The sequence below is a fragment of the Streptomyces sp. col6 genome, assembly GCF_008042035.1.
In the GTDB taxonomy this organism is placed as follows: Bacteria; Actinomycetota; Actinomycetes; order Streptomycetales; family Streptomycetaceae; genus Streptomyces.
Map to the genome: position 1 here is coordinate 1,045,276 of NZ_RDBL01000029.1, position 16,035 is coordinate 1,061,310.

Consider the following 16,035-nt stretch of genomic DNA (forward strand, 5'->3'; position numbering starts at 1 on the left):
GGTCGTCCGGGGCCATCCGCAGCATCGCGCCGATCGCGCTCTCCTCCAGGTCCTGGGCGACCTCGGTGAGCATCTCCTTGCGGTGGGGCGAGCGAGGCGGGGGCTGCGGCGCCGGAGCGGCCCGAGGCGCGGCTCGCGCACGCGGTGCGGGTGGCCGAGCAGGCGCTGATCGAGTTCGAGATCGCGTTGGAGACGTTCCGGGTCGAGGTGGAGAACTTCTCCCGTCTGCACCACCAGCGGCTGGGCCCGATGTACGCGCGGCTCGACGAGCTCGACGCGCAGATCGCCGAGGCGCGGGCGGCCAGGACCGGTGACCCCGAGGACTTGCGCAAGGCGGCGGAGGCGCGGTCGGTCGTGATGCCCATGCCCGGCGTGGACGAGCTGTTCCACGACTGGATGGACTCCGACGGGCTGTCCCCCGAGGCGGCGGCCATGCTGACCGAGCAGCCGGTCCGTCCGCCCAAGCGGGTCCGGCCCACGGAGGAGGCGCGCAAGCTCTACCGCGACCTGGTCCGCAAGGCCCACCCGGACCTGGCGCAGGACGAGGCGGAACGGACCAGGCGGGACGAGTTCATCGCACGCGTCAACGCCGCCTACGGTCGCGGGGACGAGGGGCTGCTCAAGGAACTGGCCGGTGAGTGGGAGGCGGGGCCGGTCGCGCCGCAGCCCGAACTGAGCGAGGCCGACGAGCTCTACGCCCGGCTGGAGTGGCTGTCCCACCGCAAGGAGATGCTCACCGAGGTCGCCCAGGACCTGGAGGAGAGCGCGATCGGCGCGATGCTGCGGATGGCCCCGGACGACCCGGACCACCTGCTGGAGGAGATCGCCGAACAGCTGCTGGGCGAGGTCTCGCAGCGTGAGGCGGAACTCGCGGCTCTGGTGCAGTAGCGTTTTCGGTGACTCCGAGCGCACTGACGAGAGAAGGCATGACCCATGAATTTCGGCCCGCTTCCCACGGTCGACGTCGCTTCCGTACCTGCGGACGGCCTGGTGCTGGACGTGCGGGAGAACGACGAGTGGGCTGCCGGACACGTCGACGGCGCCCTCCACATCCCGATGAGCGACTTCGTGGGCCGCTTCGGTGAGGTCACCGAGGCGGTGGAGGACGGCCGGCGCGTGCATGTGATGTGCCGGGTCGGCGGCCGGTCCGCCCAGGTCACCCAGTACCTCGTGCAGCAGGGCATCGACGCCGTGAACATCGACGGCGGCATGCTCGCCTGGGACGGCGCCGGCCGCCCGATGGTTACCGACAACGGCGCACCGGCCTTCGTCGCCTGACACAGGCCGGAGCCGCCGCCCGGGATCGCTCCCGGGCGGGCCGAGGGGCCGTGGCCGGTGGCCAGCGGCCAGTGGTCAGCGGTCAGCGGTCGAAGTCGAGTTCGACCTCCTCGGTCACCGGACGGGACTGGCAGGCCAGCACATAACCCGCGCCCGTCTCCTCCGGCTCCAGGGCGTAGTTGCGGTCCATCCGCACCTCGCCCGAGACCAGGAACGCCCGGCAGGTCCCGCAGACGCCGCCCTTGCACGCGTAGGGGGCGTCCGCACGGCTGCGCAGCACCGTCTCCAGCAGCGACTCGCCGTCCTCCACCGGCCAGGTGCCGGACCGGCCGTCCAGGGTCGCCGTCAGCGTGCTGCCCACGGGGGTCTCGACCCGGGGCCCGGCGGGGGTGTCCGGCCCGTCCTCCACGTGGAAGATCTCCTGGTGGATGCGGGAGCGGTCCACGCCCAGCCCGTGCAACGCGCCTTCCGCGGCCCGGATCAGGCCCAGCGGCCCGCACAGGTACCAGCCGTCGATCCCGGCCACCGGCAGCAGCGCGGGCAGCAGCCCGGCCAACCGCTCGCCGTCCAGCCGTCCCGAGGGCAGACCGGCCTGCTGCTCCTCCCGGGACAGGGCGGTGACCAGCTGGAACCGGTCGGGGTAGCGGTCCTTCAGGTCGGCGACCTCGTCCAGGAACATCGTCGACGCGGCGGTCCGGTCGCTGCGGATCAGGCAGAACGTGGCGTCCGGTTCACGGGCGAGCAGGGTGGCCGCCATGGACAGCACGGGGGTGATGCCGCTGCCGCCGACGATCGCCGCGAACCGGCCGGCCCGTGGCGACAGGACGAAGCGGCCCATCGGGGGCATCGCCTCGATCGTGTCCCCGACCAGTAGCTCCTTGAGGGCGTACGTGGAGAAGGCGCCGCCGTCCACGAGGCGGATGCCCACGCGCAGCGCCGGAGCGGCCGGGTGCTCGGCGGCCGGGGCACAGATCGAGTACGAGCGGCGCACCTCCTCGCCGTCCACGGTGTAGCGCACATTGAGATGCTGGCCCGGCTTGTGCCGGAAGGTCTCGCGCAGGTCCGGCGGGACGGCGAGGGTGACAGCCACCGAATCGTCCGTGAGCCGCTCGATCCCGCTGACCCGGAGCGGATGGAACATCTACAACTCCTTGAAGTGGTCGAACGGCTCCTGGCACGCCACACAGCGCCGCAGCGCCTTGCAGGCGGTGGAGGAGAACCTGCTCAGCAGCTCCGTATCGGTGGAGCCGCAGTGCGGGCACCGCACGGACAGGGTGAGCGGCACCGGACCGCCGGACGTGGCGTCGTGGGGCCGGGGCGGAGCTATGCCGAACTCGGCGAGCTTCCGGCGTCCCTCGGTGCTGATGTCGTCCGTCGACCAGGCCGGGGACAGGACCGTCTCCACGGACACCTCGGCCACACCGTGGTCGTGCAGCACGCGCTCGATGTCCGCGGACATGGCCTCTATCGCCGGGCACCCGGTATAGGTCGGCGTGAGCCTGACCGTGACCCGGCCCGCTTCGCTCATCTCCACGCCCCGGACCACGCCCAGGTCCTCCAGCGTCAGCACCGGCAACTCCGGGTCGGGGACCGAGCCCGCGAGGCTGAGCAGCTCCTCCTCGACGGATGTCCAGGTCACCATGACGCCCCCGGGTGGCTGCGGTGCAGATGCTGCATCTCGGCGAGCATCCGGCCGAAGGACTCCGTGTGGATGCCCTGCCGGCCCGCGCCCGCCGTCCAGGCGCCGGACTGCGGGCCCGTCGGCACGGTCAGGGTGGCCCGGCCGAGGACGTCGGTGACGGCCTCCAGCCAGCGGCTGTGCAGCGCCTGCCAGTCGACGTCGACGCCCTCGACCGGCTGGAACAGCTCGCCGGTGAAGCGCCACAGCGCGTTCACCGCCCGCTGCATCCGCTCATGGCTCTCATCCGTCCCGTCGCCGAGGCGCAGCGTCCACTGCTCGGCGTGGTCCCGGTGGTAGGCGACCTCCTTGACCGCCTTGGCCGCGATCCCCGCGAACGGACCGTCGCCGGCGGCCAGCTGCTCGTACAGGCCCTGCTGATGGACCGAGAAGTAGAGCTGCCGGGCGATGGTGTGGGCGAAGTCGCCGTTCGGCTGCTCGACCAGCTGGAGGTTTCGGAAGGCGCGTTCCTCGCGCAGGTACGCCAGCTCGTCCTCGTCGCCCACGAGCGAGAGCAGCAGCCGGGCCTGGCCCAGCAGGTCGAGGGCGATGTTCGCGAGGGCGACCTCCTCCTCCAGCACCGGGGCGTGACCCGCCCACTCCCCCAGCCGGTGCGAGAGCACCAGCGCGTCGTCGCCCAGGGCGAGGGCCGCGGTCACAGGTGCTTCACCCCGTCCGGGATCTCGTAGAACGTGGGGTGCCGGTAGGGCTTGTCGCCGGCCGGTTCGAAGAACGAGTCCTTCTCGTCCGGCGAGGACGCCGTGATCCGGTCGGAGGGCACGACCCACACGGAGACCCCCTCGGACCGGCGGGTGTAGAGGTCGCGCGCGTTGCGCAGGGCCATCTCGGCGTCCGGCGCGTGCAGGCTGCCGGCGTGGGTGTGGGAGAGCCCGCGCCGCGAGCGGACGAACACCTCCCACAGCGGCCAGTCCGTCGAGCTGCTCATGCTGTCGCCTTTCCGTTCGGTACGGCCCGTTCCGCGCCGGGCGTGTGTTTGCGGGCGTACGCGGCGGCGGCGTCCCGGACCCAGGCGCCTTCCTCGTGCGCGCGACGGCGCTGGGTGAGGCGCTGTTCGTTGCACGGTCCGTTGCCCTTCAGGACCTCCTGGAACTCCGTCCAGTCGATCGCGCCGAAGTCGTGCCTGCCGCGTTCCTCGTTCCACCGGATGTCCGGGTCGGGGAGCGAGAGGCCGAGCGCTTCGGCCTGGGGGACGCAGATGTCCACGAAGCGCTGCCGCAGTTCGTCGTTGGAATGCCGCTTGATCTTCCAGGCCATCGACTGTGCCGAGTGGGCCGAGGCGTCGTCCGGCGGGCCGAACATCATCAGGGAGGGCCACCACCAGCGGTTCACCGCGTCCTGGGCCATCTCGTGCTGCGCGGGGGTGCCGTTGCTCAGCGCGAGGAGCAGTTCGTAGCCCTGGCGCTGGTGGAACGACTCCTCCTTGCAGACGCGGACCATCGCGCGAGCGTAGGGGCCGTACGAGCAGCGGCACAGCGGGACCTGGTTGGTGATCGCGGCGCCGTCCACGAGCCAGCCGATCGCGCCCACGTCCGCCCAGGTCAGCGTCGGGTAGTTGAAGATCGACGAATACCGCTGGCGGCCCGCGTGGAGCTTGTCGAGCAGCTCCTCGCGGCCGGTGCCCAGGGTCTCGGCGGCGCTGTACAGATACAGCCCGTGGCCCGCCTCGTCCTGCACCTTGGCCATCAGGATGGCCTTGCGGCGCAGGGAGGGAGCGCGGGTGATCCAGTTGGCCTCCGGCTGCATGCCGATGATTTCGGAGTGGGCGTGCTGGGCCATTTGCCTGACCAGCGATGCGCGGTAGGCATCCGGCATCCAGTCGCGCGGCTCGATGCGCTCGTCGGCCGCCACCGCGGCGTCGAACGCCGCCTGCAGAGCGGCGTCCGGCCCCTCCGTACTCCCCGCTGCCGCCTGCGCTGTCTGGCTCGCAGTCACTGCCGCCATCCCGGACTCCCTGCCGACCGATCGTTCGGTTCAATGTCTTCAATGGTGAGTCCGGGGCCCGTAGGGTGTCAACCCTGTGGATAACCGACGGGATCGGGGCGGGATGGATTCGGACGACGACAGGGGCGCCGGTACCGAGGGCGGACCCGCTCCCGCCGTCGGGACTCCGGAGGACGGACCCGCCCCCGCCGAGGCTGCCGCCCCCGCGGATGCTCCCGACCCGGCAGAGGTGCCCGCGCCCGCCGGCGGGATGGCCGGACTCTCGTTTCCGTACCAGATCGTCGCCGCCGTGGCGCTCGCGCTCTTCGGAGTGATCGCCTGCGCGCAGCTGGCCATGGTCTTCCTGCACGTCGCGCCCTCCAACACGCTGACCAAGCAGCACGGCGCGGCCGTCGACGAATGGGTCTACCCCGAGTTCGAGCAGAACTGGAAGCTCTTCGCCCCCAACCCGCTCCAGCAGAACGTCGCCGTGCAGGTGCGCACGGAGATAGCCGGCCCCGAAGGCCCCCGCACCACGTCCTGGCGGGACCTCTCCGCCGAGGACGGCCGGGCCATACGGGGCAATCTGCTGCCCAGCCACGTCCAGCAGAACGAACTCCGCCGGGCCTGGGACTTCTACGTCGGATCGCACGACGACAAGAACCGGGCCAACGGCCTGCGCGGCACCCTCTCCGAGAAGTACGTCCGCCGTCTCGTGATGCTGCGCCTCAGCGGCCACGACGACGGTGAGACCGTCCTCAGGATTCAGGTCAGGTCCGAGGTACGGGCCGTCGAGGCGCCCGAGTGGAGCGACGAGAAGATCAGCACCGGGCCGTCCTACCGGGTCCTGCCCTGGTGGAAGGTCACCGCGGACGACCTGCCCGAGGGCGCCGCCGGCTCCGAGGAGGCGGACCAGTGAGCATGCCTCGCCCCGACCGCGGGCTCGCCCGCGGTATCCAGCGCGTCACTGCCTCGGCCCTGGGTCCGTACCAGAGCGCCGTCATCCGGATCGGATTCTCCGCCACCTTCCTGCTGTTCCTGCTCCGCGAGCTGCCCCACCGGCACGAGATGTACGGTCCCGACGCGCCCTGGCGCTGGGACCTGGCGCAGCAGCTGATATCCGGCAACCAGGCCTTCACGGTTCTGATGTGGTCCGACAGCGCCTTCTGGTTCGAGATCGTCTACGCGCTGGCGCTGGTCTCGTCACTCCTGCTGATGCTCGGCTGGCACACCCGTGCCGTCTCCGTCCTCTTCATGGCCGGAGTCCTCTCGCTGCAGAACCGCAGCATCTTCATGGGCGACGGCGGCGACAACGTCATCCATCTGATGGCCATCTACCTGGTGCTGACCCGCTGCGGACAGGTCTGGTCGCTGGACGCCCGGCGGGCACGGAGCCGCGAGGCGGCTGCGGAGGCCGGCGAGGAGACCGGTGGGCGGCGGGTGCCCGGCGAAGCGGCCGGGATCGCGCTGTGGGTGGTGCTGGGGGTCCTTCTCATCGGTGCCACCGTGGCGGGCGGCCTGGGCGGAACCGTATGGATGCCGGTCCTCCTGTGGGCCCTGTGGACCGGCCAGGGCGCCTGGTGGGCCGTGAACCGCTACGCGCCGCGCAACGAACTCCGTACCCTCCTCGACGTCATCGCCAACCTCGCCCACAACGCCACCCTCGTCGTGATCATGGCCGAGGTCTGTCTGATCTACGCGACGGCCGGCTGGTACAAGATCCAGGGCTCGCGCTGGCAGGACGGCACCGCGCTGTACTACCCGCTCAAGCTGGAGTACTTCACTCCGTGGCCCGCCCTGTCGGACCTCCTCGCCTCCAGCGGCGTCATGGTGATGGTGCTGTCGTACGCCACGGTCATCGTGCAGGTGGCCTTCCCCTTCACCCTCTTCAACCGGCGCGTCAAGAACGTCCTGCTCGGCGCGATGATCTGTGAGCACGTGGGGATCGCGCTCCTGCTGGGACTCCCGTTCTTCTCGATGGCCATGATCGCCGCGGACGCGGTCTTCCTGCCGACCGCCTTCCTGGTGTGGCTGGGCGGTCGGACGGCCCTCGGGCGCCGGTGGCTGTTCCGACGGCGCGGCCGGGTTCCGGCGCCGCGCGCCGCCGACGATGGTGTGGAGGCCCCGGAGCGGGACGACGACGGGGCCCATACCCTCGTCCGGTGAGCAGTGAGACCGGCAGCACCGGTACCAGCAGGAGCGGGGGGCCTCTCGGCGAGCCCTCCGGCGAGCAGCCCGTGGGCGACGAGCCCGTGCAGTACGACGAGGGGTTCGGGACGCAGATCGGTGTCGGGCCGCATCCGCTGCCCTGGCCCGAGGACGAGCGGTACGACCCCGAGCTGCTGGCCGGGGGCGACCGGCGCAACGTGGGCGACGAGTACCGCTACTGGACCCGTGAGGCGATCGTCGCCGACCTCGATCTGCGCCGCCACGACTTCCACGTGGCCGTGGAGAACTGGGGCCACGACTTCAACATCGGGTCCGTGGTGCGGACCGCCAACGCCTTCCTGGCCAAGGAGGTGCACATCGTCGGGCGGCGCCGCTGGAACCGCCGAGGGGCGATGGTCACCGACCGCTACCAGCATGTCCGGCACCACCCCGACACGGAGAGCCTGACCGCCTGGGCGGCGGCCGAGGGGCTGCCGATCATCGGGATCGACAACCTGCCGGGGGCGGTGCCGCTGGAGCGGACCGAGCTGCCCCGGCGGTGTGTGCTCCTGTTCGGGCAGGAAGGGCCGGGGCTGACGGAGGAGGCGCGCCGGCGGGCGGCGATGGTGTGCTCGATCGCGCAGTTCGGGTCTACGCGGTCGATCAACGCGGGGGCGGCTGCGGCGATCGCGATGCATGCGTGGGTGGCGCGGTATGCGGTGATTCCTGGGTGAGGTGGGGCGGGCTCGGGCCCCCGTAACCGGGGGCTCCGCCCCCGGGCCCCCGGTCCTCAAGCGCCGGACGGGCCGGCATGTCTCAGCGTTGGCGGCGGACCTCGATCGTGCGGAAGCGGTTGGAGACGAAGGCGCCGTCGCAGAGGGCTGCGTTGGCTGCGGGGTTGCCGCCCGAGCCGTGGTAGTCGGAGAACGCGGCCGTCTGGTTGACGTAGACGCCGCCGGTGAGGTTCAGGGAGAGCTGGGCGGACTCGTCCAGGCAGACGTCCTCCACCGCGCGCTCCACCTCCGGGGACGTGGTGTACGCGCCGACCGTCATCGCGCCCTGCTCGCGGATCGTGCGGCGGAGCAGCTCCAGGGCGTCGGCCGTCGAGTCGACCGCGACCGCGAAGGACACCGGGCCGAAGCACTCGGAGAGGTAGGGCGGCTCGTCCTCCGTCTTGGCGGCGTCGAGCTTCACGATCACGGGGGTGCGGACGACCGCGTCCGGGAAGTCGGGGTTGGCCACCTCGCGTGAGGACAGCGCCACCTCGCCCAGCCCGGATGCGGCCTCCAGACGGGCCTTCACCTCCGGGTTGACCAGCGCGCCGAGCAGGCCGTTGGCGCGGGCGTCGTCGCCGAGGAGCCCGGTGACCGCGGCGGCGATGTCGCCCACCACGTCGTCGTACGTCTTGTCGCCGGCGTCCGTGGTGATGCCGGCCCGGGGGATGAGCACGTTCTGCGGGGTGGTGCACATCTGGCCGCTGTACAGGGAGAACGAGAACGCCAGATTGGCGAGCATGCCGCGGTAGTCGTCGGTGGAGTCCACGACGACGGTGTTGACGCCGGCCTTCTCGGTGTAGACCTGGGCCTGGCGGGCGTTGGCCTCCAGCCAGTCCCCGAACTCCGTGGAGCCCGTGTAGTCGATGATCTTGATCTCGGGGCGGACCGCCAGCGTCTTGGCGATGCCCTCGCCCGGACGCTCGGCGGCCAGGGCCACGAGGTTGGGGTCGAAGCCCGCCTCGGCCAGCACCTCGCGCGCCAGCTGGACGGTGAGGGCCAGCGGGAGCACCGCGCGGGGGTGGGGCTTGACCAGGACCGGGTTGCCCGTGGCGAGGGAGGCGAAGAGGCCGGGGTAGCCGTTCCACGTGGGGAAGGTGTTGCAGCCGATCAGCAGCGAGATGCCGCGGCCCGCCGGGACGAACGACTTGTGCAGCGCGAGCGGATCGCGCTTGCCCTGCGGCTTGGACCAGTCGGCGGTCCGGGGCGCGCGGAGCTGTTCCTCGTAGGCGTACACCACGGCTTCCAGGCCGCGGTCCTGGGCGTGCGGGCCGCCCGCCTGGAACGCCATCATGAAGGCCTGGCCGCTGGTGTGCATCACGGCGTGGGCGAACTCATGGGTGCGGGCGCTGATCCGCGCCAGGATCTCCATACAGACCAGGGCCCTGGTCTCCGGGCCCGCCTCGCGCCAGGCGGGCATGCCCGCGCGCATCGCCGGGAGCAGCACGTCCAGGTCCGCGTGCGGATACTCGACGGCCAGCTCGGGGCCGTAGGGAGAGACCTCTGCGCCGGTCCAGCCGTCGGTGCCGGGCTGGCCCAGGTCGAGACGGGTGTGCAGCACGGCGTCGAAGGCGGCCTTGCCCTCGGCGGCACCGAGGCTTCCCGGAGCGCCGCCCTCCCCGTACGCCTTCGGGTGCTCGGGGTGCGGGGACCAGTAGTCCCGCGTACGGATCGCTTCGAGGGCCCGGTCCAGCGTGGGGCGGTGCCTCTCGGACAGCAGGTGCGGGGAGAGCTCGGCGGCCATGGCGGACCAACTCCTCATCGAGCTGGGCAGGGACGGGCGGACAGAGTTAGAGTAACCGAACGATCGGTCGGGACAAGGGGGCCCACGAAACCTGTGGACAACTCGTAGGGGAGGATCGCGGACATGACCACGGCCAAGCGGGACACGTACACACCGGAGACTCTGCTGACCGTCGCCGTCCGTGTCTTCAACGAGCGCGGTTACGACGGCACGTCCATGGAGCACCTGTCGAAGGCGGCCGGTATCTCCAAGTCGTCCATCTACCACCACGTCGCGGGCAAGGAAGAGCTGCTGCGGCGGGCGGTCAGCCGCGCCCTCGACGGGCTGTTCGAGATCCTCGACGAGCCGGGGGCGACCCGGGGCCGCGCGATCGAGCGGGTCGAGTACGTCACTCGTCGTACCGTCGAGGTGCTGATATCCGAACTCCCCTACGTCACCCTGCTGCTGCGGGTGCGGGGCAACACGAAGACCGAGCGCTGGGCCCTGGAGCGGCGTCGCGAGTTCGACCAGCGGGTCGCCGAACTGCTCAAGGCCGCCGTCGCGGACGGCGATCTCCGCTCCGACGTGGACATACGGCTCGCGACCCGGCTGCTGTTCGGCATGGTCAACTCCCTGGTGGAGTGGTACCGCCCGCTGCCCGACGGGGGTGCGGAGGGCGAACGTCTCGCCGACACCGTGGTCCAACTGGCCTTCGACGGCATGAAGTCCGGCCCGGCGGGCCGTTGACTGCCGCGTAGGTCCACATCCGTGACCGCCGCGCTCCGCGTGCGCGGGTTCCTCCGCGTATCCGTTCAGCCGAGTTCTGTGGGGCGCTCCGGGCCGGGGGCGAGATCCGTTTCCTCGAAGACCAGCAGGGTGCGGGTGGAGAGCACCTCCGGAATGGCCTGGATGCGGGTCAGCACCAGTTCGCGCAGCGTCCGGTTGTCCGGTGTGTGCACCAGGAGCAGGACATCGAAATCGCCGCTGACCAGGGCGATGTGGGTGGCTCCCGGCAGGGCCTGGAGCTGTTCGCGGACGGTGCGCCAGGAATTCTGGACGATCTTGAGCGTGATGTACGCGGAGGCGCCCTCCCCCGCCCGCTCGTGGTTCACACGCGCGCTGAAGCCCCGGATCACGCCGTCCTCGATGAGTCGGTTGATCCGGGCGTAGGCGTTGGCGCGCGAGACGTGGACGCGGTCGGCCACCGACCGTATCGAGGCGCGGCCGTCCGTCTGGAGCAGTCGCAGGATGGCGCGGTCGATGGAATCCAGCGGGCGCGCCGGAGGAACCCGGTCGGCCCCCTCGCCCCCGTCGGCCATTTGTTCAGCTGCCATGTTCCCGCGCCTCCCCGTCCTGGACGACCTGTTCCCATCCCAGGCTGTGGAGAACCGTTTGTCCACAGGCTGATGGTGCCTGTAGCCAAAATGCGCTCGCGACCGAACAATCGGTAGGTGAGGCACGCCACACCTGTGCCCCGCCGCTGTTTTCGATATATCACCATATGTCGACACCCCTCGATGCTCGGAGGTGCCTGTCATGACGGTCCAAGAGCTGCCCGGTGCGGCCGCCTACCGGCCCACGCCGCCCCCGGCCTGGAAGCCTCTCACCGACCCCGCGCCGCTGCTCCCGGACCCCGAGCCGTACCGGGTGCTCGGTACGGACGCCGTGGCCGACGCCGATCCCGAGCTGCTGCTGCGGCTCTACGCCGAGCTGGTGCGCGGGCGGCGGTACAACGCCCAGGCGACGGCCCTGACCAAGCAGGGCCGGCTCGCGGTCTATCCGTCGAGCACCGGGCAGGAGGCCTGCGAGATCGCGGCCGCCCTGGTGCTGGAGGAGCGCGACTGGCTCTTCCCCAGCTACCGCGACACGCTCGCGGCCGTGGCACGCGGGCTCGACCCGGTCGAGGCGCTGACGCTGCTGCGCGGTGACCGGCACACCGGCTACGACCCGCGTGAGCACCGCATCGCCCCGCTCTGCACCCCGCTCGCCACCCAGTTGCCGCATGCGGTGGGCCTGGCCCATGCGGCCCGGCTCAAGGGCGACGACGTGGTCGCGCTCGCCATGGTCGGCGACGGCGGCACCAGTGAGGGCGATTTCCACGAGGCGCTGAACTTCGCGGCCGTCTGGCGGGCCCCGGTGATCTTCCTCGTGCAGAACAACGGCTTCGCCATCTCCGTACCCCTGGCCAAGCAGACCGCGGCCCCGTCCCTGGCGCACAAGGCGGTGGGGTACGGCATGCCCGGCCGGCTGGTCGACGGCAACGACGCGGCGGCGGTGCACCAGGTGCTGTCCGAGGCGGTCGCGCGGGCCAGGAGCGGCGGCGGCCCGACGCTCGTCGAGGCGGTCACGTACCGGATGGACGCGCATACGAACGCCGACGACGCGACCCGTTACCGAGGGGACAGCGAGGTCGAGGCGTGGCGCGATCACGACCCGGTCCAGCTCCTGGAGCGGGAGCTGACGGGGCGCGGGCTGCTCGACGACGACGGGGTGGAGGAGGCGCGGGCGGCCGCCGAGCGGATGGCGGCTGCGCTGCGGGAGCGGATGAACGCGGACCCGGTGCTCGACCCGATGGACCTCTTCGCCCATGTGTACGCGGAGCAGACGGCGCAACTGCGCGAGCAGGCTGCCCGGCTGCGCGAGGAACTGGACGCGGAGAGCGACCGGCACGGCACGGACGACGGGGGAACGGCGCGATGACCACGGCAGCGGCGACGGCCGGGGAGCGGACGGCCAAGGCCAAGCCCGCCACCATGGCCCAGGCACTGGGGCGCGCGCTGCGCGACTCGATGGCCGAGGACCCCTCGGTGCACGTCCTCGGTGAGGACGTCGGGACGCTCGGCGGGGTCTTCAGGATCACCGACGGCCTGGCGAAGGAGTTCGGCGACGAGCGCTGCACGGACACCCCGCTGGCCGAGGCGGGCATCCTCGGGGCGGCGGTCGGCATGGCGATGTACGGGCTGCGGCCGGTCGTCGAGATGCAGTTCGACGCCTTCGCCTATCCGGCGTTCGAGCAGCTCATCAGCCATGTCGCGAAGATGCGAAACCGTACCGGCGGCGCGATGCCGCTGCCCATCACCGTCCGGGTGCCCTACGGGGGCGGCATTGGGGGCGTGGAGCACCACAGCGACTCCTCCGAGGCGTACTACATGGCGACCCCCGGTCTCCACGTCGTCACGCCGGCCACGGTCGAGGACGCGTACGGGCTGCTGCGGGCCTCGATCGCCTCGGACGACCCGGTGGTCTTCCTGGAGCCCAAGCGTCTGTACTGGTCGAAGGCGGACTGGTCGCCGCAGCACCCCACCGCCGTGGAGCCCATCGGCCGGGCCGTCGTACGCCGCCCCGGTCGCAGCGCCACGCTGATCACGTACGGGCCGTCGCTGCCCGTCTGCATGGAGGCGGCGCAGGCCGCGGTCGAGGAGGGCTGGGACCTCGAAGTCGTCGACCTGCGCTCGCTGGTGCCGTTCGACGACGAGACCGTCACCGCCTCGGTCCGCCGCACCGGGCGCGCGGTCGTCGTCCACGAGTCCACCGGCTTCGGCGGGCCCGGCGGCGAGATCGCGGCCCGGATCACCGAACGGTGCTTCCACCACCTGGAGGCGCCGGTGCTGCGGGTCGCCGGGTTCGACATCCCCTACCCGCCGCCGATGCAGGAGCGTCACCACCTTCCCGGTGTCGACCGGGTCCTCGACGCCGTCGCGCGGCTCCAGTGGGAGGCGGACAACTGATGGCCCAGGTTCTTGAGTTCAAGCTGCCGGACCTCGGCGAGGGCCTGACCGAGGCCGAGATCGTGCGCTGGCTGGTGGAGGTCGGGGACGTCGTCGCCATCGACCAGCCCGTCGTCGAGGTCGAGACGGCCAAGGCGATGGTGGAGGTGCCCTGCCCGTACGGAGGTGTGGTGACCGCCCGCTTCGGCGACGAGGGCACGGAGCTGCCGGTCGGTGCGCCGTTGTTGACGGTGGCGGTGGGGTCCGCCGCGGAGCCTTCCGGGGACGGCCCGGCCGCGGCGTCCGGTGCGGAGGATTCCGGGTCGGGGAACGTGCTGGTGGGGTACGGGACCGGGGCGCCGCCCGCACGGCGCCGGCGGGTACGGCCGGAGGGGCTGAAGGCTGCGGTCGCGGTGCCTGCCGCGCCGGTAGTTCACGAGGCCGCGGCCCCCACGCCCGCCCGGGCCCCCACGCCCGCGCCTGCTCCCGAGCCCGTGCTCGGACCGGTCGCCGTGGTCTCTCCCCTCGTACGCAGGCTTGCGCGGCAGCACGATCTGGATCTGCGCCGGCTCGCCGGATCGGGGCCCGACGGGCTGATCCTGCGGGCCGATGTCGAGTCCGCGATCCGGTCCGCGGCCGAGGCGCCCGCACCCGAGGTCGCCCCGTCCCTCGCGGTCCCCGCCTCCTCCGGCGAGCGGATCCCGCTGCGCGGAGTGCGGGGCGCGGTCGCCGACAAGCTGGCCCGCAGCCGGCGGGAGATCCCCGACGCCACCTGCTGGGTCGACGCCGACGCGACCGAGCTGATGGCCGCGCGGGCCGCGATGAACGCCGTCGCCGGGCCCGGGACGCCCAAGGTGTCCGTTCTCGCGCTCCTCGCCCGTATCTGCACGGCCGCCCTGGCCCGCCACCCCGAGCTCAACTCGACGGTGGACCAGGAGGCGCGCGAGATCGTACGGCTGCCGCAGGTCCACCTCGGGTTCGCGGCGCAGACCGACTGGGGCCTGGTCGTCCCGGTCGTACGGGACGCCCACGCGCGCACCACCGAGTCGATCGGCGCGGAGATCGCCCGGCTGACCGAGGCCGCCCGGACGGGCACGCTGACGCCGGCGGACCTGACCGGCGGCACGTTCACGCTCAACAACTACGGGGTGTTCGGGGTCGACGGATCGACGCCGATCATCAACCACCCCGAGGCCGCCATGCTCGGCGTCGGCCGCATCGTCCCCAAGCCGTGGGTGCACGAGGGGCAGCTCGCCGTCCGCCAGGTCGTCCAGCTCTCCCTGACCTTCGACCACCGGGTCTGCGACGGCGGCACCGCCGGAGGCTTCCTGCGGTACGTGGCGGACTGTGTGGAGCAGCCGGCGCTGCTCCTGCGGAGTCTGTAGAGGGGGACGGGCAGGCGGGGCGGGCCGGCCGGGCCCTCATACTCGGGGCATGACCGCCTACGACGCCATCGTTCTCGCCGGAGGGGCCGCCAAGCGGCTGGGCGGTGCCGACAAGCCCGGCCTGCGCGTGGGCGGCCGGGCGCTGCTCGACCGGGTGCTCGCCGCCTGCGCCGACGCCGGGACCACCGTGGTGGTGGGGGACCGGCGGCCCACCGTGCGTCCGGTGATCTGGGCGCGCGAAGTCCCTCACGGTGGGGGCCCGTTGGCGGCGCTCGACGCCGGAGTCCGGCACACCTCAGCCAAGAGCGTGCTCGTGCTCTCCGCCGACCTGCCGTTCCTCGGCGCCGACACGGTCCGGGTGCTGGTGGCGGGCTCGGGGCGGGAGGACGGCGTCGACGGCGCGCTGTGCTCCGACGAGGACGGGCGCGACCAGCCGCTGGTCGCTGTCTACCGTGCCGAGCCGCTCCGCCGTGAACTGGCCCTCCTCGCCGCCGAGCACGGCGGCCTGGCCGGGCTTCCGCTGCGGCTGCTCACCGGGGAACTGACGCTGCGCCGGGTGAAGGCGGCACCGCTCGCCTCATTCGACTGCGACACCTGGGAGGACATCGCTTCGGCCCGTGCCCGGATCAGGGACCATGGGACGGTGCTGGACGAATGGATCACCGCAGTCAAGGAAGAACTCGGCATCGAACTCGACGTCGACACCGGCCTCCTGCTCGACCTCGCCCGTGACGCCGCCCACGGCGTCGCCCGGCCCGCCGCGCCCCTGACGACCTTCCTGGTCGGCTACGCGGCGGGCAGGGCGAGCGGCGACGGACCCGAGGCGGTGGCCGAGGCCGCCCGCAAGGCGGAGGCGCTGGCGCTTCGCTGGGCGAACGAGAACGAGACGCCGTGACGGGGGCCGGGCGGCCCGGGGGTTCCGGTGCGCCCGGAGGCGCTGGTGCTACCAGGGGTGCCGGTACGTCCGGGGGAACGCGCGACGCGGGGTCGACAACGGCGGAGGACCGGGCCGATGAGGAGCGGGCCGTCGCCCAGGCTCTGGCCCTGGTGAGCGGGCAGGCGTCCGGGGACGCGGAGAGCACGCCCCCGGGCGGGCCGTCCGGCCGGTCCACCGGATCCTCGGGTGACTCCCCCCGGCCGGACGACTGGCTCACCGGCCTGCAGAACGACTGGCCGGGCACCCCGTCCTCCGGAGAACCGGGCCCCCGTCCCGCCGATGAGCCGCACGCCCGGGGCTCGGTCCCTCCGGGCGTGCGGCTCATCGGCGGGACGGGGGCCCGGTTCTCCGGAGGACGGGGTGCCCGGCCAGTCGTTCTGCAGGCCGGTGAGCCAGTCGTCCGGCCGGGGGGAGTCACCCGAGGATCCGGTGGACCGGCCGGACGGCCCGCCCGGGGGCGTGCTC

16 protein-coding genes and 1 pseudogene are annotated in these 16,035 nt (G+C 72.2%); 10 read left to right on the top strand and 7 right to left on the bottom strand.

Annotation, left to right across the window (positions count from 1 at the left end; translation table 11 throughout):
• Positions 1-105 precede the first annotated feature (105 nt).
• Both EAO73_RS33940 and EAO73_RS33945 read left to right on the top strand, forming a co-directional pair.
• Positions 106-888 (top strand): annotated as a pseudogene (locus tag EAO73_RS33940) (hypothetical protein); the annotation flags it as partial.
• A 45-nt stretch (positions 889-933) separates the two neighbouring features.
• Positions 934-1,278: a rhodanese-like domain-containing protein gene (locus tag EAO73_RS33945; RefSeq protein WP_093707949.1), complete on the top strand. Its 345-nt coding sequence runs from the start codon at positions 934-936 to the stop codon at positions 1,276-1,278.
• Between the two features lie 82 nt (positions 1,279-1,360).
• Here the strand turns inward: EAO73_RS33945 and EAO73_RS33950 are convergent, their stop codons facing one another.
• The 5 genes from EAO73_RS33950 to paaA are packed head-to-tail and all read right to left on the bottom strand — an operon-like array spanning position 1,361 to position 4,918.
• Complete coding sequence (locus EAO73_RS33950) at positions 1,361-2,419, bottom strand: 2Fe-2S iron-sulfur cluster-binding protein (RefSeq protein WP_147975284.1); 1,059 nt, start codon at positions 2,417-2,419, stop codon at positions 1,361-1,363.
• Positions 2,420-2,920 (bottom strand): 1,2-phenylacetyl-CoA epoxidase subunit PaaD, encoded by a 501-nt coding sequence (gene paaD / locus EAO73_RS33955; protein WP_147975285.1) that lies wholly within the window; start codon positions 2,918-2,920, stop codon positions 2,420-2,422.
• Entirely contained in the window at positions 2,914-3,615 is a 702-nt protein-coding gene (paaC, locus tag EAO73_RS33960; RefSeq protein WP_147975286.1) for a 1,2-phenylacetyl-CoA epoxidase subunit PaaC, read from the bottom strand. Before paaC ends, paaD begins: the two co-directional genes overlap by 7 nt.
• Positions 3,612-3,902, bottom strand: a complete 291-nt coding sequence (paaB, locus tag EAO73_RS33965) for a 1,2-phenylacetyl-CoA epoxidase subunit PaaB (protein ID WP_018522127.1) — start codon at positions 3,900-3,902, stop codon at positions 3,612-3,614. The genes paaC and paaB overlap by 4 nt, the downstream gene beginning before the upstream one ends.
• On the bottom strand, positions 3,899-4,918 hold the full coding sequence (gene paaA, locus EAO73_RS33970) for a 1,2-phenylacetyl-CoA epoxidase subunit PaaA (protein WP_147975287.1): 1,020 nt from the start codon (positions 4,916-4,918) through the stop codon (positions 3,899-3,901). The genes paaB and paaA overlap by 4 nt, the downstream gene beginning before the upstream one ends.
• Before the next feature lie 103 nt (positions 4,919-5,021).
• Here paaA and EAO73_RS33975 point away from each other — a divergent pair, with 103 nt between their 5' ends.
• From EAO73_RS33975 to EAO73_RS33985, 3 genes are read left to right on the top strand one after another with little or no spacing between them, the layout of a single operon-like run.
• Positions 5,022-5,816, top strand: a complete 795-nt coding sequence (locus EAO73_RS33975) for a DUF5819 family protein (RefSeq protein WP_147975288.1) — start codon at positions 5,022-5,024, stop codon at positions 5,814-5,816.
• 2 nt (positions 5,817-5,818) lie between these two features.
• Positions 5,819-7,063 (top strand): HTTM domain-containing protein, encoded by a 1,245-nt coding sequence (locus EAO73_RS33980; protein WP_224756572.1) that lies wholly within the window; start codon positions 5,819-5,821, stop codon positions 7,061-7,063.
• Complete coding sequence (locus EAO73_RS33985; RefSeq protein ID WP_147975290.1) at positions 7,060-7,779, top strand: TrmH family RNA methyltransferase; 720 nt, start codon at positions 7,060-7,062, stop codon at positions 7,777-7,779. Before EAO73_RS33980 ends, EAO73_RS33985 begins: the two co-directional genes overlap by 4 nt.
• Positions 7,780-7,861: 82 nt before the next feature.
• On the opposite strand, the gene paaN is transcribed toward EAO73_RS33985, so the two are convergent.
• The gene (gene paaN / locus EAO73_RS33990; protein ID WP_147975291.1) at positions 7,862-9,562 is read right to left on the bottom strand and encodes a phenylacetic acid degradation protein PaaN; all 1,701 of its coding nucleotides are present in this window, start codon (positions 9,560-9,562) and stop codon (positions 7,862-7,864) included.
• A gap of 123 nt (positions 9,563-9,685) precedes the next feature.
• Between paaN and EAO73_RS33995 the strand changes: the two genes are divergently transcribed.
• Positions 9,686-10,288, top strand: coding sequence for a TetR/AcrR family transcriptional regulator (locus tag EAO73_RS33995; protein ID WP_147975292.1), 603 nt, complete (start codon positions 9,686-9,688; stop codon positions 10,286-10,288).
• A 65-nt stretch (positions 10,289-10,353) separates the two neighbouring features.
• Here the strand turns inward: EAO73_RS33995 and EAO73_RS34000 are convergent, their stop codons facing one another.
• Positions 10,354-10,860, bottom strand: a complete 507-nt coding sequence (locus EAO73_RS34000) for an Lrp/AsnC family transcriptional regulator (RefSeq protein ID WP_147975460.1) — start codon at positions 10,858-10,860, stop codon at positions 10,354-10,356.
• A gap of 217 nt (positions 10,861-11,077) precedes the next feature.
• On the opposite strand from EAO73_RS34000, the gene pdhA reads away from it, so the two are divergent.
• The 4 genes from pdhA to EAO73_RS34020 are packed head-to-tail and all read left to right on the top strand — an operon-like array spanning position 11,078 to position 15,528.
• Positions 11,078-12,241: a pyruvate dehydrogenase (acetyl-transferring) E1 component subunit alpha gene (gene pdhA / locus EAO73_RS34005; RefSeq protein ID WP_147975293.1), complete on the top strand. Its 1,164-nt coding sequence runs from the start codon at positions 11,078-11,080 to the stop codon at positions 12,239-12,241.
• Positions 12,238-13,269: an alpha-ketoacid dehydrogenase subunit beta gene (locus EAO73_RS34010; RefSeq protein ID WP_147975294.1), complete on the top strand. Its 1,032-nt coding sequence runs from the start codon at positions 12,238-12,240 to the stop codon at positions 13,267-13,269. Before pdhA ends, EAO73_RS34010 begins: the two co-directional genes overlap by 4 nt.
• A complete protein-coding gene (locus EAO73_RS34015) occupies positions 13,269-14,633 on the top strand; it encodes a dihydrolipoamide acetyltransferase family protein (protein ID WP_147975295.1) in 1,365 nt (454 codons plus the stop codon). Before EAO73_RS34010 ends, EAO73_RS34015 begins: the two co-directional genes overlap by 1 nt.
• A 49-nt stretch (positions 14,634-14,682) precedes the next feature.
• Complete coding sequence (locus EAO73_RS34020) at positions 14,683-15,528, top strand: DUF6457 domain-containing protein (protein ID WP_147975296.1); 846 nt, start codon at positions 14,683-14,685, stop codon at positions 15,526-15,528.
• Positions 15,529-16,035 lie beyond the last annotated feature (507 nt).